The organism is Pseudarthrobacter sp. J1738 (genome assembly GCF_050490315.1).
In the GTDB taxonomy this organism is placed as follows: Bacteria; Actinomycetota; Actinomycetes; order Actinomycetales; family Micrococcaceae; genus JBNPEO01.
On record NZ_JBNPEO010000001.1, the window covers coordinates 323,459 to 346,733 of the forward strand.

18 protein-coding genes are annotated in these 23,275 nt (G+C 59.2%); 16 read left to right on the top strand and 2 right to left on the bottom strand.

The window, feature by feature from the left end; genetic code table 11:
* Positions 1-110: 110 nt before the first annotated feature.
* From ACQR35_RS01545 to ACQR35_RS01575, 7 genes are all read left to right on the top strand, one after another.
* The gene (locus ACQR35_RS01545) at positions 111-1,037 is read left to right on the top strand and encodes a class C sortase (RefSeq protein ID WP_430268032.1); all 927 of its coding nucleotides are present in this window, start codon (positions 111-113) and stop codon (positions 1,035-1,037) included.
* Between the two features lie 184 nt (positions 1,038-1,221).
* Positions 1,222-2,370 (top strand): ABC transporter substrate-binding protein, encoded by a 1,149-nt coding sequence (locus ACQR35_RS01550; protein ID WP_430269032.1) that lies wholly within the window; start codon positions 1,222-1,224, stop codon positions 2,368-2,370.
* A 53-nt stretch (positions 2,371-2,423) separates the two neighbouring features.
* A complete protein-coding gene (locus ACQR35_RS01555; RefSeq protein ID WP_430268030.1) occupies positions 2,424-3,149 on the top strand; it encodes an ABC transporter ATP-binding protein in 726 nt (241 codons plus the stop codon).
* Complete coding sequence (locus ACQR35_RS01560) at positions 3,139-4,074, top strand: ABC transporter permease (RefSeq protein WP_430269033.1); 936 nt, start codon at positions 3,139-3,141, stop codon at positions 4,072-4,074. The genes ACQR35_RS01555 and ACQR35_RS01560 overlap by 11 nt, the downstream gene beginning before the upstream one ends.
* A 207-nt stretch (positions 4,075-4,281) precedes the next feature.
* The gene (locus ACQR35_RS01565; RefSeq protein WP_430269034.1) at positions 4,282-5,253 is read left to right on the top strand and encodes an LLM class flavin-dependent oxidoreductase; all 972 of its coding nucleotides are present in this window, start codon (positions 4,282-4,284) and stop codon (positions 5,251-5,253) included.
* Between the two features lie 177 nt (positions 5,254-5,430).
* Positions 5,431-6,669 (top strand): uroporphyrinogen-III C-methyltransferase, encoded by a 1,239-nt coding sequence (gene cobA, locus ACQR35_RS01570; protein WP_430269035.1) that lies wholly within the window; start codon positions 5,431-5,433, stop codon positions 6,667-6,669.
* A gap of 56 nt (positions 6,670-6,725) precedes the next feature.
* Positions 6,726-8,192, top strand: coding sequence for an FAD-dependent oxidoreductase (locus ACQR35_RS01575; protein ID WP_430269036.1), 1,467 nt, complete (start codon positions 6,726-6,728; stop codon positions 8,190-8,192).
* Positions 8,193-8,261: 69 nt separating this feature from the next.
* On the opposite strand, the gene ACQR35_RS01580 is transcribed toward ACQR35_RS01575, so the two are convergent.
* Positions 8,262-9,716 (bottom strand): PucR family transcriptional regulator, encoded by a 1,455-nt coding sequence (locus ACQR35_RS01580; RefSeq protein ID WP_430268025.1) that lies wholly within the window; start codon positions 9,714-9,716, stop codon positions 8,262-8,264.
* A 145-nt stretch (positions 9,717-9,861) separates the two neighbouring features.
* Between ACQR35_RS01580 and ACQR35_RS01585 the strand changes: the two genes are divergently transcribed.
* The 3 genes from ACQR35_RS01585 (at position 9,862) to ACQR35_RS01595 (ending at position 13,715) form a co-directional block, all read left to right on the top strand.
* A complete protein-coding gene (locus ACQR35_RS01585) occupies positions 9,862-11,292 on the top strand; it encodes a gamma-aminobutyraldehyde dehydrogenase (RefSeq protein ID WP_430268128.1) in 1,431 nt (476 codons plus the stop codon).
* A gap of 46 nt (positions 11,293-11,338) precedes the next feature.
* Complete coding sequence (gene gabT, locus ACQR35_RS01590) at positions 11,339-12,694, top strand: 4-aminobutyrate--2-oxoglutarate transaminase (protein ID WP_430268024.1); 1,356 nt, start codon at positions 11,339-11,341, stop codon at positions 12,692-12,694.
* A 172-nt stretch (positions 12,695-12,866) separates the two neighbouring features.
* Positions 12,867-13,715, top strand: a complete 849-nt coding sequence (locus ACQR35_RS01595) for a universal stress protein (RefSeq protein ID WP_430268023.1) — start codon at positions 12,867-12,869, stop codon at positions 13,713-13,715.
* A gap of 73 nt (positions 13,716-13,788) precedes the next feature.
* Here ACQR35_RS01595 and rarD read toward each other — a convergent pair whose 3' ends face one another.
* Positions 13,789-14,685: an EamA family transporter RarD gene (gene rarD, locus ACQR35_RS01600; protein ID WP_430269242.1), complete on the bottom strand. Its 897-nt coding sequence runs from the start codon at positions 14,683-14,685 to the stop codon at positions 13,789-13,791.
* Between the two features lie 200 nt (positions 14,686-14,885).
* On the opposite strand from rarD, the gene ACQR35_RS01605 reads away from it, so the two are divergent.
* From ACQR35_RS01605 to ACQR35_RS01630, 6 genes are all read left to right on the top strand, one after another.
* Positions 14,886-16,328, top strand: coding sequence for a GAF domain-containing protein (locus ACQR35_RS01605; RefSeq protein WP_430269037.1), 1,443 nt, complete (start codon positions 14,886-14,888; stop codon positions 16,326-16,328).
* A gap of 131 nt (positions 16,329-16,459) precedes the next feature.
* Positions 16,460-17,986 carry an acetaldehyde dehydrogenase ExaC gene (gene exaC, locus ACQR35_RS01610; protein ID WP_430268021.1) on the top strand — a complete coding sequence of 509 codons (1,527 nt, stop codon included), beginning with the start codon at positions 16,460-16,462 and terminating at the stop codon, positions 17,984-17,986.
* A gap of 174 nt (positions 17,987-18,160) precedes the next feature.
* The gene (adhP, locus tag ACQR35_RS01615) at positions 18,161-19,171 is read left to right on the top strand and encodes an alcohol dehydrogenase AdhP (protein ID WP_430268126.1); all 1,011 of its coding nucleotides are present in this window, start codon (positions 18,161-18,163) and stop codon (positions 19,169-19,171) included.
* 33 nt (positions 19,172-19,204) lie between these two features.
* Positions 19,205-19,615 carry a DUF779 domain-containing protein gene (locus tag ACQR35_RS01620; RefSeq protein ID WP_430268020.1) on the top strand — a complete coding sequence of 137 codons (411 nt, stop codon included), beginning with the start codon at positions 19,205-19,207 and terminating at the stop codon, positions 19,613-19,615.
* A 151-nt stretch (positions 19,616-19,766) separates the two neighbouring features.
* Entirely contained in the window at positions 19,767-21,632 is a 1,866-nt protein-coding gene (locus ACQR35_RS01625) for a sigma-70 family RNA polymerase sigma factor (protein WP_430269038.1), read from the top strand.
* A gap of 118 nt (positions 21,633-21,750) precedes the next feature.
* A complete protein-coding gene (locus ACQR35_RS01630; RefSeq protein ID WP_430269243.1) occupies positions 21,751-23,265 on the top strand; it encodes an amino acid permease in 1,515 nt (504 codons plus the stop codon).
* The last annotated feature ends 10 nt before the right edge of the window (positions 23,266-23,275 follow it).

Consider the following 23,275-nt stretch of genomic DNA (forward strand, 5'->3'; position numbering starts at 1 on the left):
CACCCCCAAACGTCCTTCGCTCCAAGCGGGTGAAGGCGAATCGCGACCCGGCAGGGATGCCTACCCCCACGCTTCCCTGCCGGGGAACGAAATCAGGAGTAGTACGTAGTATGAGCACCACACAGAGCGCGGTACAGGAAACCAAAATTTCCTTGCCGCGCTCTCGTGTGCCCGGCTCAGCCTGGATTATTGCCTTGTTAGTCTTTGCCGGGGTGAGCGTTATGACCTATCCCTCTGCTGCTAGCTGGTTCTCAGAACTGCAGCAATCCAAAGAAGTTCGCAGCTATGACACCAGCGTTAAAGAGCTGGGTCCAGTTGGCCGGAGCGCGGCCCTAGACGATGCCCGCAAATACAACAGCACACTCAGCGGCGGCGCGATCGTAGACCCCTTCACCAACCCCGACGCCTCCAACACCACAGACATCAACGCGGGAACCCCAGAACAAGTCGCCGCGCGTCAAGCAGCCAAGGCCGTTGCCCAAAACTACGCGAAGCAACTCGCGCTCAGCCCCGACGGCGTGATGTCACGTCTGGTCATCCCCAGCATCGGGGTGGACTTGCCGATCTATCACGGCACCGGTGACGCCGAACTCCACAAGGGTGTGGGTCACTTGTATGGGACTGCGCTTCCGGTGGGCGGCAAAGGCACTCATGCTGTCCTGACAGGTCACTCGGGGGTCCCAGAGGCCACACTTTTTACCCGTTTGAAAGACCTCAAACTCGGCGATGAATTTGAGGTGAGTACTTACGGGGACACCCTCACATACCGGATCAATAACATCGTTGAAGTACTGCCAACGGAGACCGAATCATTGCGGCCGGTGGCAGGAAAAGACCTGGTCACACTGATAACGTGCACACCCATCGGTATTAACACTCACCGGCTGCTGGTCACCGCGGAACGGGTAAACACCGTTGAGCAGGAACAAAAACCAGTGACCATCGCAAGTTCAGTTGACCCGCCTTGGTGGATTCTGTGGATCGCACTCGGGCTAATTGCTTCAGTGGCGGTCATCATCGGCAGCCGCCGCCGCTGAGTCTCCCCGCCTTTTAGAAAGTTCGACGGCGTGTCCCCAGGGCACGCCGTCGAACTTCTTTAGGCGCGGCGAAAGAAGGGGAAACTCTGCGGACAGGTGGGGAAATGCTACGCCACATGAAGTCCCGTGACCCCGCGTTTCCGGACCATTGCCAGCGGTTAGCGCCCCTCTCTAGTGTGTTCCCATGACTTCTCCCCAGACCGGCACAACCCGCATCGTTGCCGGTGAGCAGCCCAAGAAAAACCGCGGCCTCCAGATTGCTGTGACGGCCGGCGTCGTACTCCTCCTAGGCGCCGGAGCAGCAGTGGCAGCCACCGTTGCCAACAAACCCGCTGCAGAACAGGCGGCCGTGGGCACCCCCGCCACCGAACTGAAGCTTGGCTACTTCGGCAACATCACGCACGCTCCGGCCCTTGTAGGTGTCTCAAAAGGAATCATTCAGAAGGACCTGGGGGAGGGGACCAAACTGAGCACCGAGGTGTTCAACGCTGGCCCCGCAGCCGTGGAAGCACTCAACGCTGGTGCTATCGACGCAGCATATTTGGGCCCCAACCCGGCCATCAACTCCTTTGTTAAGAGCAAGGGTGAATCCATCAGCATCATTGCCGGGGCAGCATCGGGCGGGGCGCAACTGGTGGTTAACTCTTCCATCAAAACTGCCGCTGACCTCAAAGGTAAAAACCTGGCAACGCCACAACTCGGCGGCACCCAGGACGTGGCACTGGGCGTTTACTTGAAAAAACAGGGATTCAAAACCACCACGGACGGCGGCGGGGACGTCAACATCACGCCTACCGAAAACGCCCAGACCCTGAAACTGTTCCAAGACGGAAAGCTCGACGGCGCGTGGTTGCCAGAGCCCTGGGCATCCCGGCTGGTGCTCCAAGCAAAAGCCAAGGTTTTGGTGGACGAGAAAGATCTTTGGGATGGCTCGCTTTCAGCGAAACCTGGGCAGTTCCCCACCACTATTTTGATTGTGAACAAGTCCTTTTTGAAGGAGCACCCACAAACCATTGAAGCGCTGTTGAAGGGCCACGTGGAATCCGTGGCCTGGCTGAATTCAGCGCCGGAAGGTGAGAAGGCAAGCGTGCTGAACGCTGCCCTCAAGGAGTCCTCTGGCAAGGCGCTCCCGGATGACGTGATTGGGCGGTCACTGAAAAATATTGAGTTCACCGTGGACCCGCTGGCCGGAACTTACACAAAACTTCTGCAAGACGGTGTGGATGCCGGAACCACCAAATCTGCTGACATTAACGGGATTTTCAACCTGACGCTTTTGAACAAAGTGGGCGGGGCAGAGAAGGTATCGGCAGCTGGATTGGGCACCGATTAGCCCCGATTTTTGACCGATCACTTTCGCAAGCCCCGTAAGAGAAGGAACACCACATGCCAGTTGTGCTCGAGAACCTAGGCAAGCGCTTTGGCGATGGCGCTCCCGTTTTGGAGAACGTCAGCGCTAACATCCGGCAGGGCGAATTCGTTGCACTGCTCGGTGCTTCTGGCTGCGGGAAATCGACACTTCTCAACATCATCGCCGGGCTCGAAGCGCCCAGTTCTGGGGCTTTGGAAGTGCCTGCGGACGGCGCAGCTTTTATGTTCCAAGACTCGGCGCTTTTTCCGTGGTTGAGCGCCCGTGGCAATGTTGAGTTGGCTTTGAAGCTGCGTGGTGTTGGCAAAACAGAACGACGGCGGCGAGCCGGGGAACTGCTCGATCTGGTTCATTTGGGGGACGCGGCAGAGAAGCGACCACATGAGCTCTCCGGCGGAATGCGTCAGCGTGTAGCCTTGGCCCGCTCGCTTGCACAGGAACGTCAGCTGCTGTTGATGGACGAGCCTTTCGCAGCGCTCGATGCCATCACCCGTGACTTGTTGCACGATGAGCTTGAGCGCGTGTGGAAAGAGACGGGCAGGACCATTGTTTTTGTGACGCACAACGTTCGTGAAGCGGTTCGTCTGGGGCAGCGTGTGCTGTTGATGTCCTCGCGCCCCGGTCGAGTTGTTGCCGAATGGGAAGTGGGGCCCGAGCACCGTGCAGACCCGTCCTTGGCAGTTCAGCTGACCGGAACCATCACAAGCCGACTTCGCCAGGAGATCCGCCGCCATGCCAAGTAACACTCAGACCCGAGCAGCAGACGAACGGGTGCAAGCCAGCCCGGCGGCTGGGGTGGCTTCTGTTGCTGGCGCAGACGATCTTCGCGAGCTCGAATCCGGCTTGGACTCCCTCCAATCCGATGCGGCTACCAAATCGCGGGCCGACTGGTCCCGGGTGCTGCTGCCCGTTGCTGCACTGATTTTTTTGCTGATCGCGTGGCAGTTTTATGTTTCCTTAGGCCTCAAACGCCGCGATCAGGTGCCCGGTCCGCTGGATGTAGCGTCCTCAATGATCACCCTCTGGGGCGAAGGACGTATCCAAGAGGGGCTATGGACTTCGGTGCAGCGCGGCATCATCGGCTTTGCTGTCAGCGCAGTGATCGGAACGCCGATTGGTCTGCTCCTGGCACAGGTTCAACCGCTCCGTCGCGCTTTTGGGCCGCTTATTTCTGGACTGCAAGTGTTGCCCTCGGTGGCGTGGGTTCCGGCCGCGATCATCTGGTTTGGGCTCAGTGATGCCACTGCGTACTTTGTGGTCTTGATGGGCGCGATTCCGTCGATCATCAACGGGCTCATCTCCGGGGTGGACCAGATCCCTCCGCAATATCGACGCGTTGGGACAGTGCTCGGTGCATCCCGGCTAGAGATGGCTTTGCAAGTGGTTCTTCCGGCAGCGTTGCCGGGGTATTTGGGCGGGCTCAAACAAGGCTGGGCCTTTGCCTGGCGATCGTTAATGGCCGCTGAGATTATTGCCACCGGTGGAAAGATCGGATTCGGGCTAGGGTCCATGCTCGATCAAGGCCGGCAGCTCTCAGACATGTCAATGGTGATGTCAGCAATCCTGGTCATCCTGTTTGTGGGCATCGCCGTTGAACTGCTGATCTTTGGCCCTATCGAGAAAAAACTCCTGCGCGGCCGAGGACTCCTAGCCGGCAGCACCCGCTAATTCATCCGCCCCATTCGCCGAGGTCGGTGCAGCGCGTCGTTTCCACCGTAAATTTCCGGGGGAGACGGCGCGCTGCACCGACTTCGCGAGCTCTGGAGAGGTGGGAATGACTTGTGAGCGCCTTACGTTAGCGAGAGTGTGACTACACATCGCAAGAAGATTGGCTTCCTTTCCTTCGGGCACTGGCAGCGTGTACAGGGTTCACGCGTGCAATCCCCTCGGGAGGCCTTACTGCAAGGCATTGACCTCGCCATTGCTGCTGAAGAGTTAGGGATCGACGGCGCGTTCTTCCGCGTGCATCACTTCGCCCGCCAGCAGGCCTCGCCTTTCCCATTGTTGGCTGCGATTGCGGCCCGCACCAGCCGGATTGAGATGGGCACTGGCGTGATCGACATGCGCTACGAAAACCCGCTCTACATGGCAGAGGAAGCTGCTGCCACTGACTTGATCAGTGATGGCAGGCTCCAGCTCGGCGTGAGCCGTGGTTCACCCGAGCCTGCTCGCAATGGTGCTGCGACCTTCGGCTACACGCCCGCCGAAGGCGAAGATGCCGGTGACATGGCACGTCGCCACACTGCACAGTTCCGCCACGCCATCGCCGGTCACGGCGTGGCCCAAGCTGACCCGCAGTACGCGGGAGGCGCCACGGGGCTTTTACCCATCCAGCCGACGTCGTCCGGGCTTCCGGAACGCATCTGGTGGGGTGCCGGAACTCGTAAAACCGCGGTCTGGGCGGCGCAACAAGGCATGAACCTTATGAGTTCCACGCTCCTGACCGAGGACACGGGTGTGCCGTTTGACCAGTTGCAGGCCGAACAGATTCAGCTGTTCCGGCAGGCCTGGGTGGAAGCCGGGCATAACTTTGAGCCGCGCGTTTCGGTGAGCCGTAGCGTGATCCCGATCGTGGATGACGAGGACGAGTATTACTTCGGTCTGCGCTCGCAGGCAGATTCCCGCGATCAAGTGGGCATCTTAGAGGGGACGCGTTCGCGCTTTGGCAAGAGCTACACGGGTTCCCCGGATTCGCTCGCCGAAGAACTGGCTAACGATGCAGCAGTTCAAGCAGCAGACACTTTGATGCTGACTGTCCCTAACCAGCTTGGTGTGGACTACAACGCCAAGCTTCTGGGCAATGTGGCCAAGTACATCGCACCAGCAATTGGGTGGACTCGGACCTAAACATTTCGCCGAGGTCGGTGCAGCGTGCCGAACTCCCTGGAAAATTACGGGGAGAACGGAGCTATGCACCGACCTCGGCGCAAAAGTGTGGGCTCAATGTGACGTTGGGTTACCCAGCGTGAACGGTTGAGTCGTAGTACTTGGGGGAGCGTGACGAGCTGCCCGTATCGTTTTCCTATGGCAATTCAGGACATATACCCCACCGCTCTGCGGCTTTTGGGCCGCGAAGTGTTGGTGGTTGGTGCCGGTCCGGTTGCAGCCCGCCGCGCAAAAACCTTGCTCGACGCCGGCGCTAGAGTCACAGTGGTGGCCCCCGAAGCCTCGGATCAAGTGCGTGAATTGAACGACGCCGGATTGCTCACCTGGGTGCCGCGCACCTACCAAAGCAGTGACCTAGAAAAGGTCTGGTTCGTTCAAACCGCCACCGGCAACAAAACCGTTGACGCACAAGTTTCCGCAGACGCCGAAGAACGCCGAATCTGGAGTGTTAACGCCTCAGATCATGAAGCCTCCGCAGCGTGGACGCCGGCAGTAGCAATGGTGGAAGACATCAAAATTGCCGTGAACGCTGGCGGTGACCCGCGCCGCGCCATGGCCGTGCGCGACGCCGTTGCTACCGCCCTCGAAACGGGCAGCCTCCCCATCCGCCGGCACCGCCACAGGGACGGAGCCCTGGGGAATGTTGCGCTGGTTGGCGGCGGACCGGGGCACCCTGGGCTGATCACTGTGCGGGGCCGCCTGCTCTTGGCCCAAGCCGATGTGGTGGTGGCTGATCGGCTGGGCCCACGCGAACTCCTGAACGAATTGCACGCCGACGTCCAGGTGATTGAAGTAGGCAAAACTCCCGGCCATCACCCCGTCCCGCAAGAAGATATCAACGCCATCCTTGTAGAGCATGCTCAACAAGGCAGCCGAGTGGTTCGTCTTAAGGGTGGAGATCCTTACGTTTTGGGCCGTGGTGGCGAAGAAGCCCAGTATTGCCGCGATCACGGAATTCCCGTAGAAGTAGTTCCCGGCGTTACTTCGGCGATTTCCGTCCCCGCAGCCGCCGGCATCCCCGTTACACACCGCGGGGTGGCCACCGGATTCAGCGTTGTGACTGGTCATCAGGAACTTTGCGAGGTTCCTGCACGCCCGGATCACACCGTGGTGCTGCTGATGGGAGTGGCCAAACTGAAGGAATCGATGGTGGCCCTTCTCACATCGGGCATGCCAGCAGAGACTCCAGTAGCTATTGTTGAAAGAGGCTATGCGCCGGATCAACGCGTCACCATCGGCACTGTGGTGAGTATTGCAGCGCAGGCCGAGGCAGCTGGAGTGCAAAATCCGGCGGTGATTGTGGTTGGTGACGTGGTACGCCTCAGCCCCTTGGCGCCGTCGAACCTTAAAATCACACGCCAGAGCACTAGCCACTAAAAACTTCACCAGCACCACCCGTACTACTTATCGAAGCCAAGAAAAGGAACACAGCCGTGTCATCAAGCACCACCGTAGGAACCGCAGAGCGTCCGCTGCGCGTAGCTGTCATTGGTTCCGGCCCGGCCGGCGTCTATGCCGCTGACATCCTGACCAAAAGCGAAGCAGTTAAAAGCGGCGAGCTGACCGTCAGCATCGACCTTTTTGACCGCTACCCGGCACCCTATGGTCTGATTCGCTATGGCGTGGCCCCGGATCACCCGCGCATCAAGGGTATTGTGAACGCCCTCCACAAGGTTCTGGACCGTGGCGACATCCGCTTTTTCGGCAACGTTGAATACGGCACTGACATCACCATTGATGACCTGCGTTCCCACTACGACGCCGTCATTTTTGCCACCGGAGCCATCAAAGACGCTGATCTGAACATCCCCGGCATCGAGCTGGACGGTTCCTATGGCGGTGCTGACTTTGTCTCTTGGTACGACGGTCACCCGGATGTTTCGCGCGAATGGCCGCTGAACGCCAAGGAAGTTGCAGTGATTGGTAACGGCAACGTTGCCTTGGACGTGGCTAGGGTTCTGTCCAAGCACGCCGATGATCTGCTGGTCACCGAAATCCCCGAGAACGTTTACAAGGGTCTCAAAGCTTCCCCGGTGACGGACGTTCACATCTTTGGCCGCCGCGGGCCCGCCCAGGTGAAGTTCACCCCCTTGGAACTGCGCGAGCTTTCCCACTCCAAAGACGTTGACATTGTTCTCTACGCGGAGGACTTCGAATTCGACGAAGCCTCCGACGATGCAATTCAGAGCAACAACCAGATCAAAACCATGGTGGGAACCCTCACCAACTGGATCGCCGAACAGCCCGAGGACCTCTCCGAGCTCAAGGCATCCCGCCGACTGCACTTGCACTTTTTGCACTCTCCATTGGAGATTGTTGAAGACCCCGAAAACCCGGGCCACGTGGGTGGTATGCGCTTCGAACGCACCGAACTGGACGGCACCGGCAACGCCCGCGGCACCGGGGAAATCATCGAATACCCGGTCCAAGCCGTGTACCGCGCCATCGGCTACTTTGGTTCCGCCCTGCCGGACGTTGAATTCGACCACAAGCGTGGCGTCGTAGTGAACGACGGCGGTCGCGTCCTTGACGTGGACGGCCAGCACGTGCCGGGCTTGTACGCTACGGGTTGGATCAAGCGAGGACCGGTGGGCCTGATTGGTCACACCAAGGGTGACGCACTCGAAACGGTGACGTACCTTTTGGCAGACCGCGAAAACTTGCCGGTAGCCGCAGAACCCGCGGAAGACGCCGTCGTCTCCTTGCTGGAATCCCGCGATGTGCACTTCACCAGTTGGGAAGGCTGGCTGGCCCTGGACGAACATGAGAAGTCCCTGGGTGCCGAAGCCACCGCGGCTGGCGGATCGCACGGTGTGGCCGTGGAGCGCGAGCGTGTGAAGGTTGTTCCGCGCGATCACATGGTCAAGATTTCCCGTGGCGGAGTTCAGGCTAGCGTCTAAATACCCCACCAAAATGTGCCCGGCACCGCGGAAGCGAGGCCGGGCACATTTGTGTTCTCAGAAGCCGGTTTAGTGCCCCCGCGGTTGCCGGGCGCCGAGCCATTGAACGGACAGTGCCAGCCACAATTGCACACGATCCTGCGTCACAGCGGGATCGTGCCCGGTGAGTTCGGTGATTTGCGCCAAGCGGTAGCGCACCGTGTTTCGGTGCAGGGTGAGCGCCTCCGCCACGGCAGCCACCGAGCCATTGAGCTGCAAGTAGCTCTCTAGCGTGGTCATCAGTTCCGAACCGTGCGCTGCATCAAAATCAACTAGCGGGCGCAGGGTCTCGGTGGCCATATCCGCGAGCGGAACGTCTTCGCTGGCCAGCAACAGCGAGGTCAATGACAACCGCTCTGGCTCATTGACTGGCAAGCCGCGGGCCACGGCGTCGCGCGCTTCAAAGTAGCTCCACCGCAAACCGTTGGGCCGCGCGTAATGGCCACCCAGACCGATGGTCGCCTTGAGCCCAGCCTCCGAAAGAAGCGTGTGGACGGCCCGCGCACGAGCCGGCGCCGCGGCGTCGTCGTTCAAAATGATCAACAGCTCAGAATCGACAACGGCGGTAGGCGCCTCATCGAGTTCCGGCGGTAACGCCGTGGCCAAGACAGCCTTAACTTGCGCCGGGGTGCTACCCGCTGCAGGGCGAACCAGCATGACTACTTGACGGCCCGACGCCGAGATCCCCACCGAAGCTAGCCGGGCGCCGGCCTCTTGCGCATCAAGGGCGCCACGAATCACGTCCTGCATCACCTGCCCGGCTAGCTTGCGGGCGGCGATTCGCTGTTGCTGCTGATTATTCAGTTCTAGGCTCACCAAAGACTTGGCATAGTCCAAGATGCCGCCGTCAGTGAAGGGCCGGAGTACATGAAGAGTGGTGGCATCGCGTTGACCGGTGGAAATGGCAACGGCGGTCCACTCCTGATTTTCTTTGGGTTCAGAGGTGGTGGAAAAGATTTCAATACCAAAGCGGCTCAAACGCAGCTCGGTGCGCAGCAACCCGGCCAATTGACGCAAAAGAGCTGGCAGCCCACCGCCGGATAAGAGCGATCGGGAAAGGACCTGGTGTGCAGCAAGAAGCCGTTCAAGTTTGGTGTAGTGATCGGCTGAATGGGACTCAGCCACCAGTTTCCCAATGGCAATAAACGGCGTCTCGTAAGGGACCTCAACCACCGGTAGACCCCAACGGTTGGCTTCGGCAACCAGCGCCGCCGGGACTTCCTCGTGGGTGAGACCCGTGCCAAAACCAATACCCACGGCACCGGCGCGCTGAACCTGACGTACAAAGGCGCGCTGCGCGGCGGCTGTTTTCTGGCGCAGCCCCGTGGTGAGGATCAATTCGCCGCCGCTAAGAAAACGCTGCGGCTGTTCGTGCTCGGTCACAGCAACCCATTGAATGGGGGAGGTGAGCGTTGTCTGTGCAGTCCCCAGATTGCGAAGTTTGAGCGAGGGTAATGCCAGTAGCGCGGCGAGGGTGATGGTCACCAGTTCACTATAGGTCCTTGTGCTGGGCAGCCGCACTGCCAGTGTTGGGGACGGCTGTGCAGCTGTCCATTCCGGAAGTGACGCAGCTCATCTAGGCTCGAGCTAACTCCGCAGTAACACACCACCAGAAAGAGGGTTGAACACAGTGGTCCAAACCTTGCAGAACTTCATCAACGGCCAGTTTGTTACACCGGCTGGCACCGATACTTTGGACATCATCAACCCCACTAACTCTGAAGTGGTGGCCACCTCGCCGGTGTCTAACGCGGCAGACGTTGACGCGGCGATGTCCGCAGCCGCCGAGGCCTTCAAAAGCTGGAAGCGAGTTACACCCGGGCAGCGCCAACTTATGCTCCTCAAGCTGGCCGATGCCATCGAAGCTAATAGCGACGAACTGGTTGAAGCGCAGCACCGCAACACGGGCCAGGTGCGCAGCCTCATCGCTAGCGAAGAAGTGGCCGCCGGTGCCGACCAGATGCGCTTCTTCGCCGGTGCTGCACGCCTCATGGAAGGCAAATCTGCTGGCGAATACTTTGAAGGCCACACCTCCTATGTGCGCCGCGAACCCATCGGTGTAGTGGCTCAGGTTGCCCCGTGGAACTACCCGTTCCTTATGGCAATCTGGAAGATCGGCCCCGCGCTCGCCGCCGGTAACACCATTGTTCTCAAGCCCTCAGACACCACCCCGGAATCCACCTTGGTCTTGGCCAAGCTCACTCAGGGCATTTTGCCGGACGGTGTGCTCAACGTTGTTCTCGGCACCGGAGCCACGGGCGCCATGATGGTGGAGCACAAGGTTCCCGGCCTGGTATCAATCACCGGTTCCGTGCGAGCAGGTATTGCAGTAGCCTCAGGCGCAGCGAAGGGCCTCAAACGCGCCCACCTGGAACTGGGCGGCAAGGCCCCAGCCATCGTGTTCAAAGACGCTGATATTGCCAAGAGCGCAGCAGCCATTGCTGAATTTGCGTTCTTCAACGCTGGCCAGGACTGCACAGCCATCACCCGTGTCCTCGCCGAAGAATCCGTTCACGATGAGCTGGTTGCAGCGATGGTGGAACACACCAAAACACTGCGCACCGGTTCACAGAATGACGAAGACAACTACTTTGGCCCGTTGAACAACATCAATCACTTCAATGCGGTTAACGCCGTGGTGAATGCACTCCCGGCACACTGCAAGATCGAAACCGGCGGGCACCAGGCGGGGGAAAAGGGCTTCTTCTTTGAGCCCACCATTATTACCGGCGCCCAGCAACAAGATGACGTGGTTCAGAAGGAAACCTTTGGCCCCGTCATCACGGTGCAGAAATTTGCCGATGAGGCCGAAGCCGTTGAGCTGGCCAACGATGTTGAATACGCCCTAGCTTCAAGCATCTGGACCACCGATCACGGAACCGCCATGCGCGTGAGCCGCGACCTGGACTTTGGTGCAGTGTGGATCAACACCCACATCTTGCTCACCGCCGAAATGCCGCACGGCGGATTCAAACAATCCGGCTACGGCAAAGACCTCTCCATGTACGGCGTAGAGGACTACACCCGCATCAAGCACGTGATGAGCGCACTGGACGCCTAAGCGCCGCCGTTTCACAGCCACCCCCAATATTCTGAAAGGCCCTGCCATGACCACCACTGTCAACGAAATCACCTACCGTCTCGAGCAGAAGCGCCGGATCGACGCCGACTTCCCGGGCCCAAAGTCCATCGCCATTGCCGAGCGCCGCAAAGCAGTTGTGGCTGGTGGGGTCGCCTCTAGCGTCCCGGTTTATGTACAGGACGCCGACGGCGGCATCATCCACGACGTAGACGGTAACTCTTTTATTGATCTCGGTTCAGGCATCGCTGTGACCAGCGTCGGCGCGTCCGATCCCGCCGTCGTCGGGGCTGTTAAGGAAGCTGTTGAGCACTTCACCCACAGCTGCTTTATGGTCACCCCCTACGAAGGCTACGTTGCTGTCGCCGAGCAGCTGAACCGCCTCACCCCGGGCGACCACGAGAAGCGCACCGTACTCTTCAACTCTGGCGCGGAGGCAGTGGAAAACGCCATCAAGGTGGCTCGCATCGCTACTGGTCGTAACGCCGTCGTAGCTTTTGATCACGCGTACCACGGCCGCACCAACCTGACCATGGCGTTGACCGCAAAGTCCATGCCGTACAAAACAGGGTTCGGTCCGTTCGCATCCGAGATTTACCGTGCACCGATGAGCTACCCGTTCCGCGAAGAGAACTCGCAGATCACCGGTGCTGAGGCGGCAAAGCGCGCCATCTCCATGATGGAAAAGCAGATCGGTGGCGATCAGATCGCTGCAATCATCATCGAACCAATTCAGGGCGAGGGTGGTTTTATTGTCCCCGCTGAAGGTTTCTTGCCGGCGCTGGCCGAATGGGCCAAAGCAAACGGTGTGGTGTTCATTGCCGACGAGGTCCAGTCAGGTTTCTGCCGCACGGGTGAATGGTTCGCCGTCAACCACGAAGGCATCATCCCGGACATCGTGACCATGGCCAAGGGTATTGCCGGTGGTATGCCGCTCTCAGCGATCACCGGCCGCGCAGAACTGCTGGACTCTGTTCACCCCGGTGGACTCGGTGGCACCTACGGTGGTAACCCGGTGGCTTGTGCTGCTGCATTGGCCGCAATTGGCACCATGGAAGAGTTTGACCTCAACGCCCGTGCCCGCCACATCGGCGAGATCGCTACCGAACGTTTGAACGCACTCGCTGGCGAAGTTTCAGCCGTGGGCGACGTCCGCGGCCGTGGCGCCATGCTGGCCATTGAACTGGTCAAACCCGGCACCATCGAGCCCAACCCGGAACTGACCAAGGCTGTTGCCGCAGCATGCCTCAAGGAGGGTGTCATCATCCTCACCTGCGGGACCTACGGCAATGTGATTCGTTTGCTCCCGCCGCTGGTCATCAGCGATGAGCTGCTCAACGATGGTTTGGACGTCCTCGAGGCAGCAATCCGCGCCAACGCCTAAAGGCACCGCCCTCTCCGCCGAGTGGGTAGATAATGTCCCTTAGCCAATGCTCAAAGGGACATTATCTACCCACTCGGCGGAGTTGTTTGCGGGATGTAGAGTCAGCTACACAAGTTCTCTGCAGGTGCGGACAGTGTTGTTCGGACTTGCCTAAGCCCGCGAAGGCACACACATGCGATACGTAGTTGGTTACACCCCCAATGAACGCGGCGCCGACGCCGTTAATCTGGCCGTTGCCATGGCAGCAGCCCAGGGTGCGCATCTTGATTTGGTCTACGTCCAGGACAAGAATTTGGCCGCCACAAGCCTGACCAACCCGGGTGGAGCCAGCGGCGTGAAAACCCAAGCGCTAGCTCTCATCCCGGCAGGTGTTCCGGCGGAATTCCACCTGATTGAGGGCGAGTCTTTCGCCGCTGCCTTAATCGAATGCGCCATTGAATTCAAGGCTGGGCTGATTGTGATCGGTGCAGCCAGCAATGGGCTCTTTAAGCGCTACACGGTGGGTTCGGTGGCCAACGCGCTTCTTCACGCCTCGCCCGTCCCGGTGGCGCTGGTTCCGCGCGGTTACCAGCGTCAAGAGCCGATTGATCGGCTCACCCTCGCGGTGGGAACCAGAGAAGGGGCCGACGCCGCCATCAACATTGCGATCAGCTCCGCAGGACGTCGTGGTGTCCCGCTGCGATTGATTTCTTTGGTGGAATTGGACGTGGCTGGTGAATCGGGTGAGGGTATTAACGCTGCTCACCGTCACGCGAACACTGTACTGAAGGATGCCGCCGCCCAGTTGTCGCCCGGTCATGATGTACAGGTTGCGGTTGCTCATGGCCGCACCATTGAGGAAGCCATCGATGGCCTCGAATGGAGCGACGGCGACGCCCTGGTGGTGGGCTCATCCCGGTTGGCTCGGCGCCGTCAACTGTTTATTGGCTCCACGGCGAACAAGGTGCTGCGTTCACTGCCGGTGCCGATGATCGTGGTGCCGCGCGACTACGAGCGCATCGACTCCAGCCCGGAGAAGTAGCTCAGCGAATGGGTAGATAACGTCGCTTTGGAGTGGTTCTAAGGGACATTATCTACCCATTCGGCGGAGGGGCTTAGGTGAGCTGGGTTGTGAGGCGCCTAGCTGCCGAATTCTTGCGGTTGGTGCTGAGCATGTCCACCGTGAGCAGCAATAGCGCCAGCCACACAATCCCGAAGCCGATCCAACGCTCAATGGTCATGGTCTCGCCCAGAATCGTGAGCGCAAAAATGAACTGGAGCATCGGTGCGAAGTACTGCAATAGGCCAATGGTGGTCATGGGCAGGCGTCGCGCGGAAGCACCGAATAGCAGCAACGGCACAGCCGTGATCACACCGGAAGCAGCCATAATCCAGAAGTGACCGGGGCCTTGTGCGGTCATGGTGGCTTGGCCAATAACCGTCAAAATGATCATAACGACGGCGGCAAAGGGCGCCAGAACTACCGTCTCCACCGTGAGACTGGCCAGAGCGTCAACCCGGGAACCAACCCGCTTTTTTACGAAACCGTAGAAGCCAAAGCTCAAGGCCAGAGTCAGGGCAATCCAGGGAAGTTTCCCATAGGAGATAGTCAGTACTATCACTGCGATAAAACCGATACCTACAGCAGCCCATTGGAGTTTGCGGAGCTTTTCCTTGAGCACAAGAACGCCCAAAAGCACTGAAACCAGTGGGTTAATGAAGTACCCCAGTGAAGCCTCAACGGTCTGCCCGGTGGTGACACCATAGGTGTACGTGAGCCAGTTAATTGCAATAAGACCGGCTGCAAGAGCCAGCGGCCAAAAGACCTTTGGGTTTTTTAGAGCGGCCGCTAGAGGGGCCCAAGTTCGCGTCACGGCAATCAGCAGCGCACAGAAAATGAGTGACCACAGCACCCGGCCCGCAACAATCTCTACCGGACCGGCGGGGAACAACAAAATGAAGTACAGCGGCAAAAGGCCCCAGAGAGTGTAGGCAGCTATGCCGTACAGCATGCCTTTGGTGTTCTCACTACGCGGCACTCGCGGTGCTTTGCCTGAGAGTGTTCCGGTGCTATTTACGGAAGTGGCGCTGCTCTGAGCGGCTGCGGATCTTGAGTTCTGGGACACATGGTGGCCAACCGTTGCCACTAAGGCTTTATTCCGGCCTACACTTAGGCCACAGGCATAGCCTCCCAAGGAAGCGAACACATTCAATGACGAATATCGCCGCACTGCAGCGTCTAGGCCAAAAGCGCCCCTCTCCAGAACAACCAGCCCAGCTGGGGCATGAGCTTCTCGACGCTGGGCTGTTGAAGGTGCCCAGCACCAGTGAGGTCCCGGGGCTGCGTAGTATTGTTCGCGATTCGTGGGAACGTTCCATGGGTTTCCGCGCCAACCCTGATGCCCCCGAGGCGCCACTTGCCATGGACCGTGCCGAACTCGAGGAGTACCGGCGCAGCCACCCACTGGCCACGATTATGCCGGTGATTCACAAACTCTTGATCCAGCCCAGCCATGACAGCGGTCTTCTAGTTGCGGTGGGCGACGACGTGGGCCGGCTGTTGTGGGTTGACGGCGACCCGGTTTTACAACGCCGGGCCGAGGGCATGATGTTTGTGGCCGGAGCCAACTGGTCAGAGGCCTCGGTGGGCACCAGCGCACCAGGCACAGCACTGACCTTAAACCGCAGTGTTCAAATCCGCGGCGAGGAACATTACAAACGCTCAGTGCACCCTTGGAGTTGCACAGCTGTGCCTATTCACGACCCTGATTCTGGTGCATTGCTAGGTGTAGTAGATATCACTGGAACCGAGATTGCTGTTGCACCGCACACGCTCTCACTGGTGGAAGCTACAGTGGCCGCCGCTCAGGCTCAGCTCCAGATTGAAAGGTTGCAAGCGGCGGCGATGCTTTCAGGGTCTCGTGGTAGTTCTTCACGGCTAAGTTCCACGATGCTCAGCCCGAAGCGTCGAAGTTTGGCCGGGACTTCAGTAGCAGCTTCAGCCGGCGGATCCACAGCCGGCACTGCCGAAAAATCGCATAGCACCGCATCAACGCTGTACCGCAATAGTCTGCAGTTGTTAGGCCGGGACCAAGCACTCCTGAGCATCGATGGCCGCTCCGTGACACTGTCCGCGAGGCACAGCGAAATCGTGGCACTGCTCGCGAGCCACCCCGCAGGGCTCACCGCCGAAGAACTCACAGCCCAGCTGTATGCGCGTGAGGGATCCACTGTGAATTTGCGCGCCGAAATGGTGCGGCTGCGCAGCGTACTCAAGCAACTCAGCCCGGACGCCGTTCCTGAATCTCGGCCCTACAGACTGCCGGTAGACCTGCTCCCTGACTCCACCCAAGTCCTCAAATGCATCCAGCGCGGAGCTCACCGGATCGCCCTAAATATTTACCGCGGAGAAGTTCTTCCACGTTCCGAGGCCCCAGGCATTGTGGAGCTTCGGCACAAGGTAGCAGCCCAGCTCCGTGAGGCAGTGTTGAGTGACGGCAATGCCGATTGCCTTTTGCAATACGCCCAACTTGCTGAGGCCTCAGACGATTCCGAGGTGAGGATGACGGCACTCAAGCTGCTGCCACCGCGCTCGCCGCGCCGCGCCGTCGTGGTAGCGGAACTTGAAAAGATCGACGCCGATCTGCGGCAGTAAACCGTCCGCAACCTTGCTGCAACGTTTTGTTTCTTAGGCTGAATGCAGCGGTTCCCAAAGACGCGACGAGAAATACCGTCCCGGGGCCCGAATCCGTTTTTGAAACATCAGTCTTAGCAAAGGAGCTAACAATGACTGTTTACGCACAGCCCGGTACCGAGGGTTCAAAGGTGACGTTCAAGGATCGTTATGAGAACTGGATCGGCGGCGAATGGGTTGCACCGGTCAAGGGTGAATACTTCGAAAACACCACACCGGTCACCGGAAAAGTCTTCTGCGAAGTGGCCCGTGGTACAGCTGAAGATATTGAACTGGCTCTGGACGCAGCACACAAAGCCGCACCAGCTTGGGGAAAAACTTCAGTTGCCGAACGTGCAGCGGTCCTGAACAAAATCGCTGACGTTATCGACGCGAACCTAGAAATGTTGGCCGTTGCAGAGTCCTGGGACAACGGCAAACCTATCCGCGAAACTCTCAACGCTGACATCCCGCTCGCTGCGGATCACTTCCGTTACTTCGCCTCTGCAGTTCGCGCTCAAGAAGGCCGTCTATCTCAGCTCGATGAAGACACCACCGCGTACCACTACCACGAGCCGCTTGGCGTGGTGGGGCAGATTATTCCGTGGAACTTCCCCATTTTGATGGCCGTATGGAAGCTGGCTCCGGCGCTCGCTGCGGGTAACGCCGTAGTGCTCAAGCCGGCTGAACAGACGCCGTCGTCCATTTTGGTGTTGATTGAACTCATCGGTGACATTTTGCCAGCGGGTGTTTTGAACATCGTTAACGGTTTTGGTGTTGAAGCAGGCAAGCCTCTCGCTTCCAGTCCCCGCATCCGCAAGATTGCGTTCACAGGCGAAACCACCACGGGCCGGTTGATCAGCCAGTACGCCAGCCAGAACCTGATCCCGGTCACGTTGGAACTCGGTGGCAAGAGCCCCAATATCTTCTTCAACGATGTAGCCCAGGACACCACTGACGCGTTCTACGACAAAGCACAAGAAGGCTTTGCACTGTTCGCCTTCAACCAGGGTGAAGTGTGCACCTGCCCCTCGCGTGCTTTGATTCAGGAAGACATTTACGACTCCTTTATGAAGGATGCAGTGGCCCGTGTTGCCAAGATGATTCAGGGCAACCCGCTCGATACTGAAACTCAAGTGGGCGCCCAGGCATCCAACGATCAGCTCGAGAAGATCCTTTCCTACATCGACATTGGAAAGCAGGAAGGCGCCAAGGTCCTCATTGGCGGCGCCCGTGCCGAGCTCGAAGGCGACCTAGCTGGCGGCTACTACGTTCAGCCAACCGTTTTTGAAGGCGACAACAAGATGCGGATCTTCCAAGAGGAAATCTTTGGACCCGTAGTCTCAGTGACAAAGTTCAGCGACTACAACCAGGCCATGGAAATCGCTAATGACACCCTCTACGGACTCGGCGCGGGTGTCTGGTCCCGCAACGGCAACGTTGCCTACCGTGCAGGACGTGAGATTCAGGCCGGCCGCGTGTGGGTCAACAACTACCATGCCTACCCGGCAGGTGCCGCGTTCGGCGGCTACAAGTCATCCGGTATTGGCCGCGAAAACCACGCCATGATGCTTGACCACTACCAGCAAACCAAGAACCTTTTGGTCAGCTACAACGAGAACAAACTGGGCTTCTTCTAAGCCAACCAAGTTCTAAGCCAACCAAGCCCGGGCGGGCGCGGATCGGACAAGATTCGCCCCGCCCGCACCATGTGTGCACCCTCGCGAAAGATCGCCGTGCACAAGCCTGATAGCTGCACTCTTGTTTGACGACGAAAGGATTTTGCTATGACTGAGACAACGACGACGAAGACCATGCAAGCCGCGGTAGTAACCGAATTCGGCAAGGACCTCCAGGTCCAGACCGTCCCGGTTCCCGAACCGGGCCGAGGCCAGGCGCTGGTCAAGCTTCTGACCACCGGCGTGTGCCACACCGACCTCCACGCCGCGGAAGGTGACTGGCCGGTCAAGCCGACTCCGCCGTTTATCCCCGGTCACGAAGGAGTGGGAGAGGTGGTGGCCATCGGTGATGGTGTCACCGACCTAGCCGTGGGTGACCTGGTAGGTAACGCTTGGCTCTGGTCAGCATGCGGCGACTGCCAGTACTGCCGCACCGGCTGGGAAACACTGTGTGAAGCGCAGCAGAATGCTGGCTACAGCGTGGACGGCTCCTTTGGCGAGTACATGCTGGTGGACACACGTTTCGCAGCACGTATCCCGGCTGGCTCCGATCCCATCGCGGTTGCCCCGGTGCTTTGCGCTGGCGTGACTGTGTACAAGGGGCTCAAGATGACCGAGGCTCGGCCAGGTCAATGGGTCACGATCTCCGGCATCGGTGGCCTGGGCCACATCGCCGTCCAGTACGCCGTGGCCATGGGCTTGCGCGTTGCGGCGGTGGACGTTGCTGATGACAAGCTGGCCCTCGCCAAGAAGCACGGTGCGGAACTGACAGTTAATGCCTTGAACGAAGATCCCGTTGAAGTTATCCAGCGCGAGACCGGAGGCTCACATGGCGTCTTGGTCACGGCAGTACATCCGTCAGCATTCGGCCAGGCTATTGGGATGGCCCGCCGCGGTGGAACGATTGTGTTCAACGGCCTACCGCCGGGCGATTTCCCGGCACCGATCTTCGAGATTGTGCTCAAGGGCCTGACCGTCCGCGGCTCCATTGTGGGAACGCGGCAAGATCTGGCCGAGGCGCTGGATTTCTTCGCCGAAGGCAAGATCCACCCGACCGTCTCCACGCGGGAACTTCCCGAGGTGAATGCGGTCTTGGATGAGATGAAGCACGGCAAGATCGACGGCCGCGTGGTCATCAAGTACTAATAGCCACCAGGTACTGATCCAGAGATGACTCTGATGCCAACAGCTAAGCTCGACGCCGCAGTGACCGTCCCCGGGGAAGATTTTTCCCGAGTGGCGCTCACTGCGGCGTCAGTGGAGCTTTTACAAAAACTTCGTGGAATTCACGGGCCGCTTATGTTTCACCAATCCGGGGGCTGCTGTGATGGTTCCTCACCGATGTGCTATCCGGCAGGGGAGTTCATCACGGGTGACTCGGACGTACTCTTGGGCGTCTTTGACCTTGATAGCCCAGCAACACCTGAAGGCCGGGTGGAGTTTTGGATGTCCCGCGAGCAATTCAATTACTGGAGCCACACCCACCTTCTGGTCGACGTGGTCCAGGGCCGAGGCAGCGGGTTCTCGGTGGAATCCCCGGAGGGAAAACGCTTCCTGATTCGTTCAACCCTGATGGATTGGCCGGTCTAGAACGGTAGCCTGAGCGTGGCGAGGTTCGCGCCAGGTACCGATTCCGCCTAAGGTGGAAATGTAACGGTCTTGTTATAAATGAGTTCGTGCATGCGGAGTGGGGCAGTTTTTTGGCCCAACTCTTGGTCCTGTCCCCGAACGATTGTTGTACATGCTCAACCACGCGACGCCCAGCGCCGAACCCACAACTCCCAGCGACGCCCAACTCATCGCGCTTGTCCGCGAAGATGTTGTTGACGCTTATGGTGAATTGTTCGCACGGCACCATGGCTCCGCCGTCGCACTGGCACGGCGGTATGCGCGCAACCCCAGCGACGCCCAAGACCTGGCCGCCGAGGCTTTCGCTAAAGTCTTGACCGCCCTCAAGGCAGGTGCTGGCCCCAAAGAATTCTTCAGGGCCTACCTCTTCACCACCATCGCCCACTTGGCTGCACGGCACAACGAACGTGACGCGCAGGTCCAACCGGGCGAAGACATGACTGTATATAAGCAGCCGGGGACTGGGCGGGACACTGCGCTGGAGTCCTTCGAAGCGCGCACCATTGGTGGTGCCTATCAATCTTTGCCCGAACGCTGGCAGGCAGTGCTCTGGTATACCGAGATTGACGCCATGAAACCCGCAGCCGTGGCACCGTTGCTGGGCCTGAGCGCCAATGCCGTTTCCGCACTGGCTCTGCGTGCACGTGAAGGATTGCGGCAGGCGTACCTGCAGGAACACATTAACGTTTCCGACGACGAAAACTGCCAACCGTACGCAGAGAACCTTGGCGCTTATGCTCGCGGCGCGCTCAGCGGTGCCAAGCAGAGCAAAGTGCGCGAGCACCTTGACGAGTGCAACAAATGCACCGTCATGTACGCGCATCTCACCGACGTTGGGGCCGGAATGCGCACCGTGGTGTTCCCCTTGGTGGCCGGGCTGGCGCTCTCATCCTCGTGGCTGGTCCGTGGTGGCACCATGGCCGCCTTTGCCACAGGATTGCAGCAAGCAACGGTCCGTAGCTGGGATTGGTTGCGGGCGAATTCCTTGATGGCCGTTGGTACCGCAGTTGCTGTGACGCTGGTGCTCGCTGGCGGCGTGCACTATGGGCTTTTCAATGCCTTCGCAGCAGATAACGCCGCGGGTAATAACGGGTTCAGCGCGCACGGCGAAAACTCCGGCGGAAATAACGACGGCGGACCCTCACCACTTCCGGCAGGTTCCACGAGCGGTACCTCCGGTTCTGGCAACGGTTCAGGTGATGGTTCGGGCCAGAGAAGCCCCTCGGCGCCCGGTCCTGGCTCTAGCACGGGGAATGGGTCCCACAGCAGTACGGGACAGCTTGGCACCGGCGGCCAAAACGATCACCCCAGCACAGGTGCAGGGCAGAACTCGCCCTCTGGAGACACTAGTTCAAGCCAGCGGCCGCCGTCGTCCTCTACAAAACCCACCATCCCGGGTGAGGATCCAGCGCCAAGTACCAGCAACACTCCTACCGCGCCGCCAGTAACCACCACGCCGCCAGCTCCTGCAATCTATGTTCCGGCGGTCTCCGTAACACGCGCGAGCTCCGATGATCGCAGCAGTGTGCTGATCAGCCTGTCTGACCCAAGTGGCACCGGCGCACCCAGTGATGTCGCGGCCGTGGTCCAATACATTCCAACTGCGGGGCAGAACCCGGCCACGATGGCCCCAGTGACGGCGATGCTCCCAGCCAATTCGCCGTTCACTTGCACCGAGGACCCCAGCAACTCTTTGCGCATGACCTGCACAGCCGCAGCCTTGACCCCCAATACGGTGACCGAACTGGACTTCGCGCGGATCGGCGCCAAAGAGCACCCGCCAATTCAAGTGAGCGTGTCAGGTTCCAAGGTTCAGGCTTCAACCCAGAGCTATGACGCGGCACCGGCTATTGAGCCCCCGCCCAGTTCTGAAGCGCCCAGTTCTGAAGCGCCCAGTTCTGAAGCGCCCAGTTCTGCACTGCCTAGCCCGTCGCCGACGGCTCCCGGGGCCGCTGAAACTTCTGCCGCCGCTAGTTAGACGTGTCCACTCAGGTAGACGGCTTTGTCTCACTATGTGGGACGTGTGGGAACGTCCGATGGGCGGACAATACTCTGGATAAGTCCGTTTTTACCCCCGAACGATGCTGGATTACACCATGAATCTGATGAGGACCAAAGCAATTGAGCAGTCGATTGCCGATTCCGAGGAACCTGGGCGCAAGCTCAAACGCTCCCTAAGTACTTGGGACCTGATGATTATGGGCGTCGCCGTCGCGGTGGGTGCCGGTATTTTCTCCGTGGGCGCCAAGGCCGCAGCAAACTTCGCTGGCCCGGCCGTTACCTTGTCCTTTGCCATCGCCGCTGTTACCTGCGCGCTGGCCATCATGTGTTACGCCGAATTCGCCACCGCCATGCCCGTGGCAGGCTCCGCGTACGTCTTCACGTACGCCACCATGGGTGAGATTCTCGCTTGGATCATCGGCTGGAACCTCATCCTGGAGCTCTTCACTGCAGCAGCTGTGATCGCCAAGTACTGGGGCATCTACCTCAGCAAGGTGTTCGCGCTGACAGGTGTTGATATTCCGCCGTCCTTCAACGTAGGCGGCGTGGACCTCTACTGGGGCGCTTTCCTGATTGTTGCCATTTTTACAGTACTTCTGGTGATGGGAACCAAGCTCTCTGCCCGTGTAGGCAACGTCTTCACCATGATCAAAATTGCTGTGGTGTTATTCGTTATTGTGGTGGGTTTCCTCTACGTGAAAGTTGAGAACTACAGCCCCTTTGTTCCAACCTCCGTTCCCACCGCCAACGATGGCGGCGCGGACGTTATGAAACAGTCCCTCTTCTCATTCCTCAGCGGCGCAGCGCCGGCTCAGTACGGAACCATGGGCATCTTCGCTGGTGCGGCACTGGTGTTCTTCGCCTTTATTGGCTTTGACGTTGTGGCCACTTCAGCTGAAGAAGTTAAGGACCCGCAGAAGACTCTTCCGCGCGGTATCTTCGGCGGTCTGGCCGTAGTGACGCTGCTGTACATCCTGGTCTCCTTGGCGCTGACCGGTATGGTGCCCTACACCGAGCTAGCAAAGGCGGAGAGCCCCACACTTACCACCGCCTTTGAGGCAGTGGGCAATACCGATGCTGCCAAGGTCATCGCTTTCGGCTCACTCATCGGTTTGACCACCGTGATTATGGTGCTGTTGATGGGTCTCTCACGTGTTGTGTTGGCCATGAGCCGGGATGGTTTGTTGCCCCGCGCGCTCTCCGTGACCAACGCCAAGCACTCAACTCCGGCGCGCATTCAGATCATCTGTGGTGCCGCCGTCGCACTTGTTGCCGGATTGACCAAGGTTGACCTGCTTGAAGAGATGATCAACATCGGAACGCTCTCCGCGTTTGTGGTGGTCAGCCTGGGCATTCTGGTACTGCGCAAAAAGCGTCCGGATCTCAAGCCGTCCTTCCGTGTTCCGTTTGGCAAGGTTCTTCCGATCGTCTCGGCCGCGCTGTGCGTGTACTTGATGACAAACCTCGCGGTGGAAACCTGGATCTTCTTTGCTGGGTGGCTGGTCATCGGTTTGATCATCTACTTCGCCTACGGGCAACGCCACTCACGCCTGAACGAGCGCTTTGCTGATGCCAAGGAATTTGCGTCACAAGGCAGCAAGGAAGACTAATAAGGCGGCG

What these genes read in the sequence shown, in the direction of transcription:
- ACQR35_RS01545 (WP_430268032.1), top strand. Translation starts at nt 111, where the DNA reads ATGAGCACCACACAGAGCGCGGTACAGGAAACCAAAATTTCCTTGCCG.
- ACQR35_RS01550 (WP_430269032.1), top strand. Translation starts at nt 1,222, where the DNA reads ATGACTTCTCCCCAGACCGGCACAACCCGCATCGTTGCCGGTGAGCAG.
- ACQR35_RS01555 (WP_430268030.1), top strand. Translation starts at nt 2,424, where the DNA reads ATGCCAGTTGTGCTCGAGAACCTAGGCAAGCGCTTTGGCGATGGCGCT.
- ACQR35_RS01560 (WP_430269033.1), top strand. Translation starts at nt 3,139, where the DNA reads ATGCCAAGTAACACTCAGACCCGAGCAGCAGACGAACGGGTGCAAGCC.
- cobA (WP_430269035.1), top strand. Translation starts at nt 5,431, where the DNA reads ATGGCAATTCAGGACATATACCCCACCGCTCTGCGGCTTTTGGGCCGC.
- gabT (WP_430268024.1), top strand. Translation starts at nt 11,339, where the DNA reads ATGACCACCACTGTCAACGAAATCACCTACCGTCTCGAGCAGAAGCGC.
- ACQR35_RS01595 (WP_430268023.1), top strand. Translation starts at nt 12,867, where the DNA reads ATGCGATACGTAGTTGGTTACACCCCCAATGAACGCGGCGCCGACGCC.
- rarD (WP_430269242.1), bottom strand. Translation starts at nt 14,685, where the DNA reads ATGCTGTACGGCATAGCTGCCTACACTCTCTGGGGCCTTTTGCCGCTG.
- ACQR35_RS01605 (WP_430269037.1), top strand. Translation starts at nt 14,886, where the DNA reads ATGACGAATATCGCCGCACTGCAGCGTCTAGGCCAAAAGCGCCCCTCT.
- exaC (WP_430268021.1), top strand. Translation starts at nt 16,460, where the DNA reads ATGACTGTTTACGCACAGCCCGGTACCGAGGGTTCAAAGGTGACGTTC.
- adhP (WP_430268126.1), top strand. Translation starts at nt 18,161, where the DNA reads ATGCAAGCCGCGGTAGTAACCGAATTCGGCAAGGACCTCCAGGTCCAG.
- ACQR35_RS01620 (WP_430268020.1), top strand. Translation starts at nt 19,205, where the DNA reads ATGCCAACAGCTAAGCTCGACGCCGCAGTGACCGTCCCCGGGGAAGAT.
- ACQR35_RS01625 (WP_430269038.1), top strand. Translation starts at nt 19,767, where the DNA reads ATGCTCAACCACGCGACGCCCAGCGCCGAACCCACAACTCCCAGCGAC.
- ACQR35_RS01630 (WP_430269243.1), top strand. Translation starts at nt 21,751, where the DNA reads ATGAATCTGATGAGGACCAAAGCAATTGAGCAGTCGATTGCCGATTCC.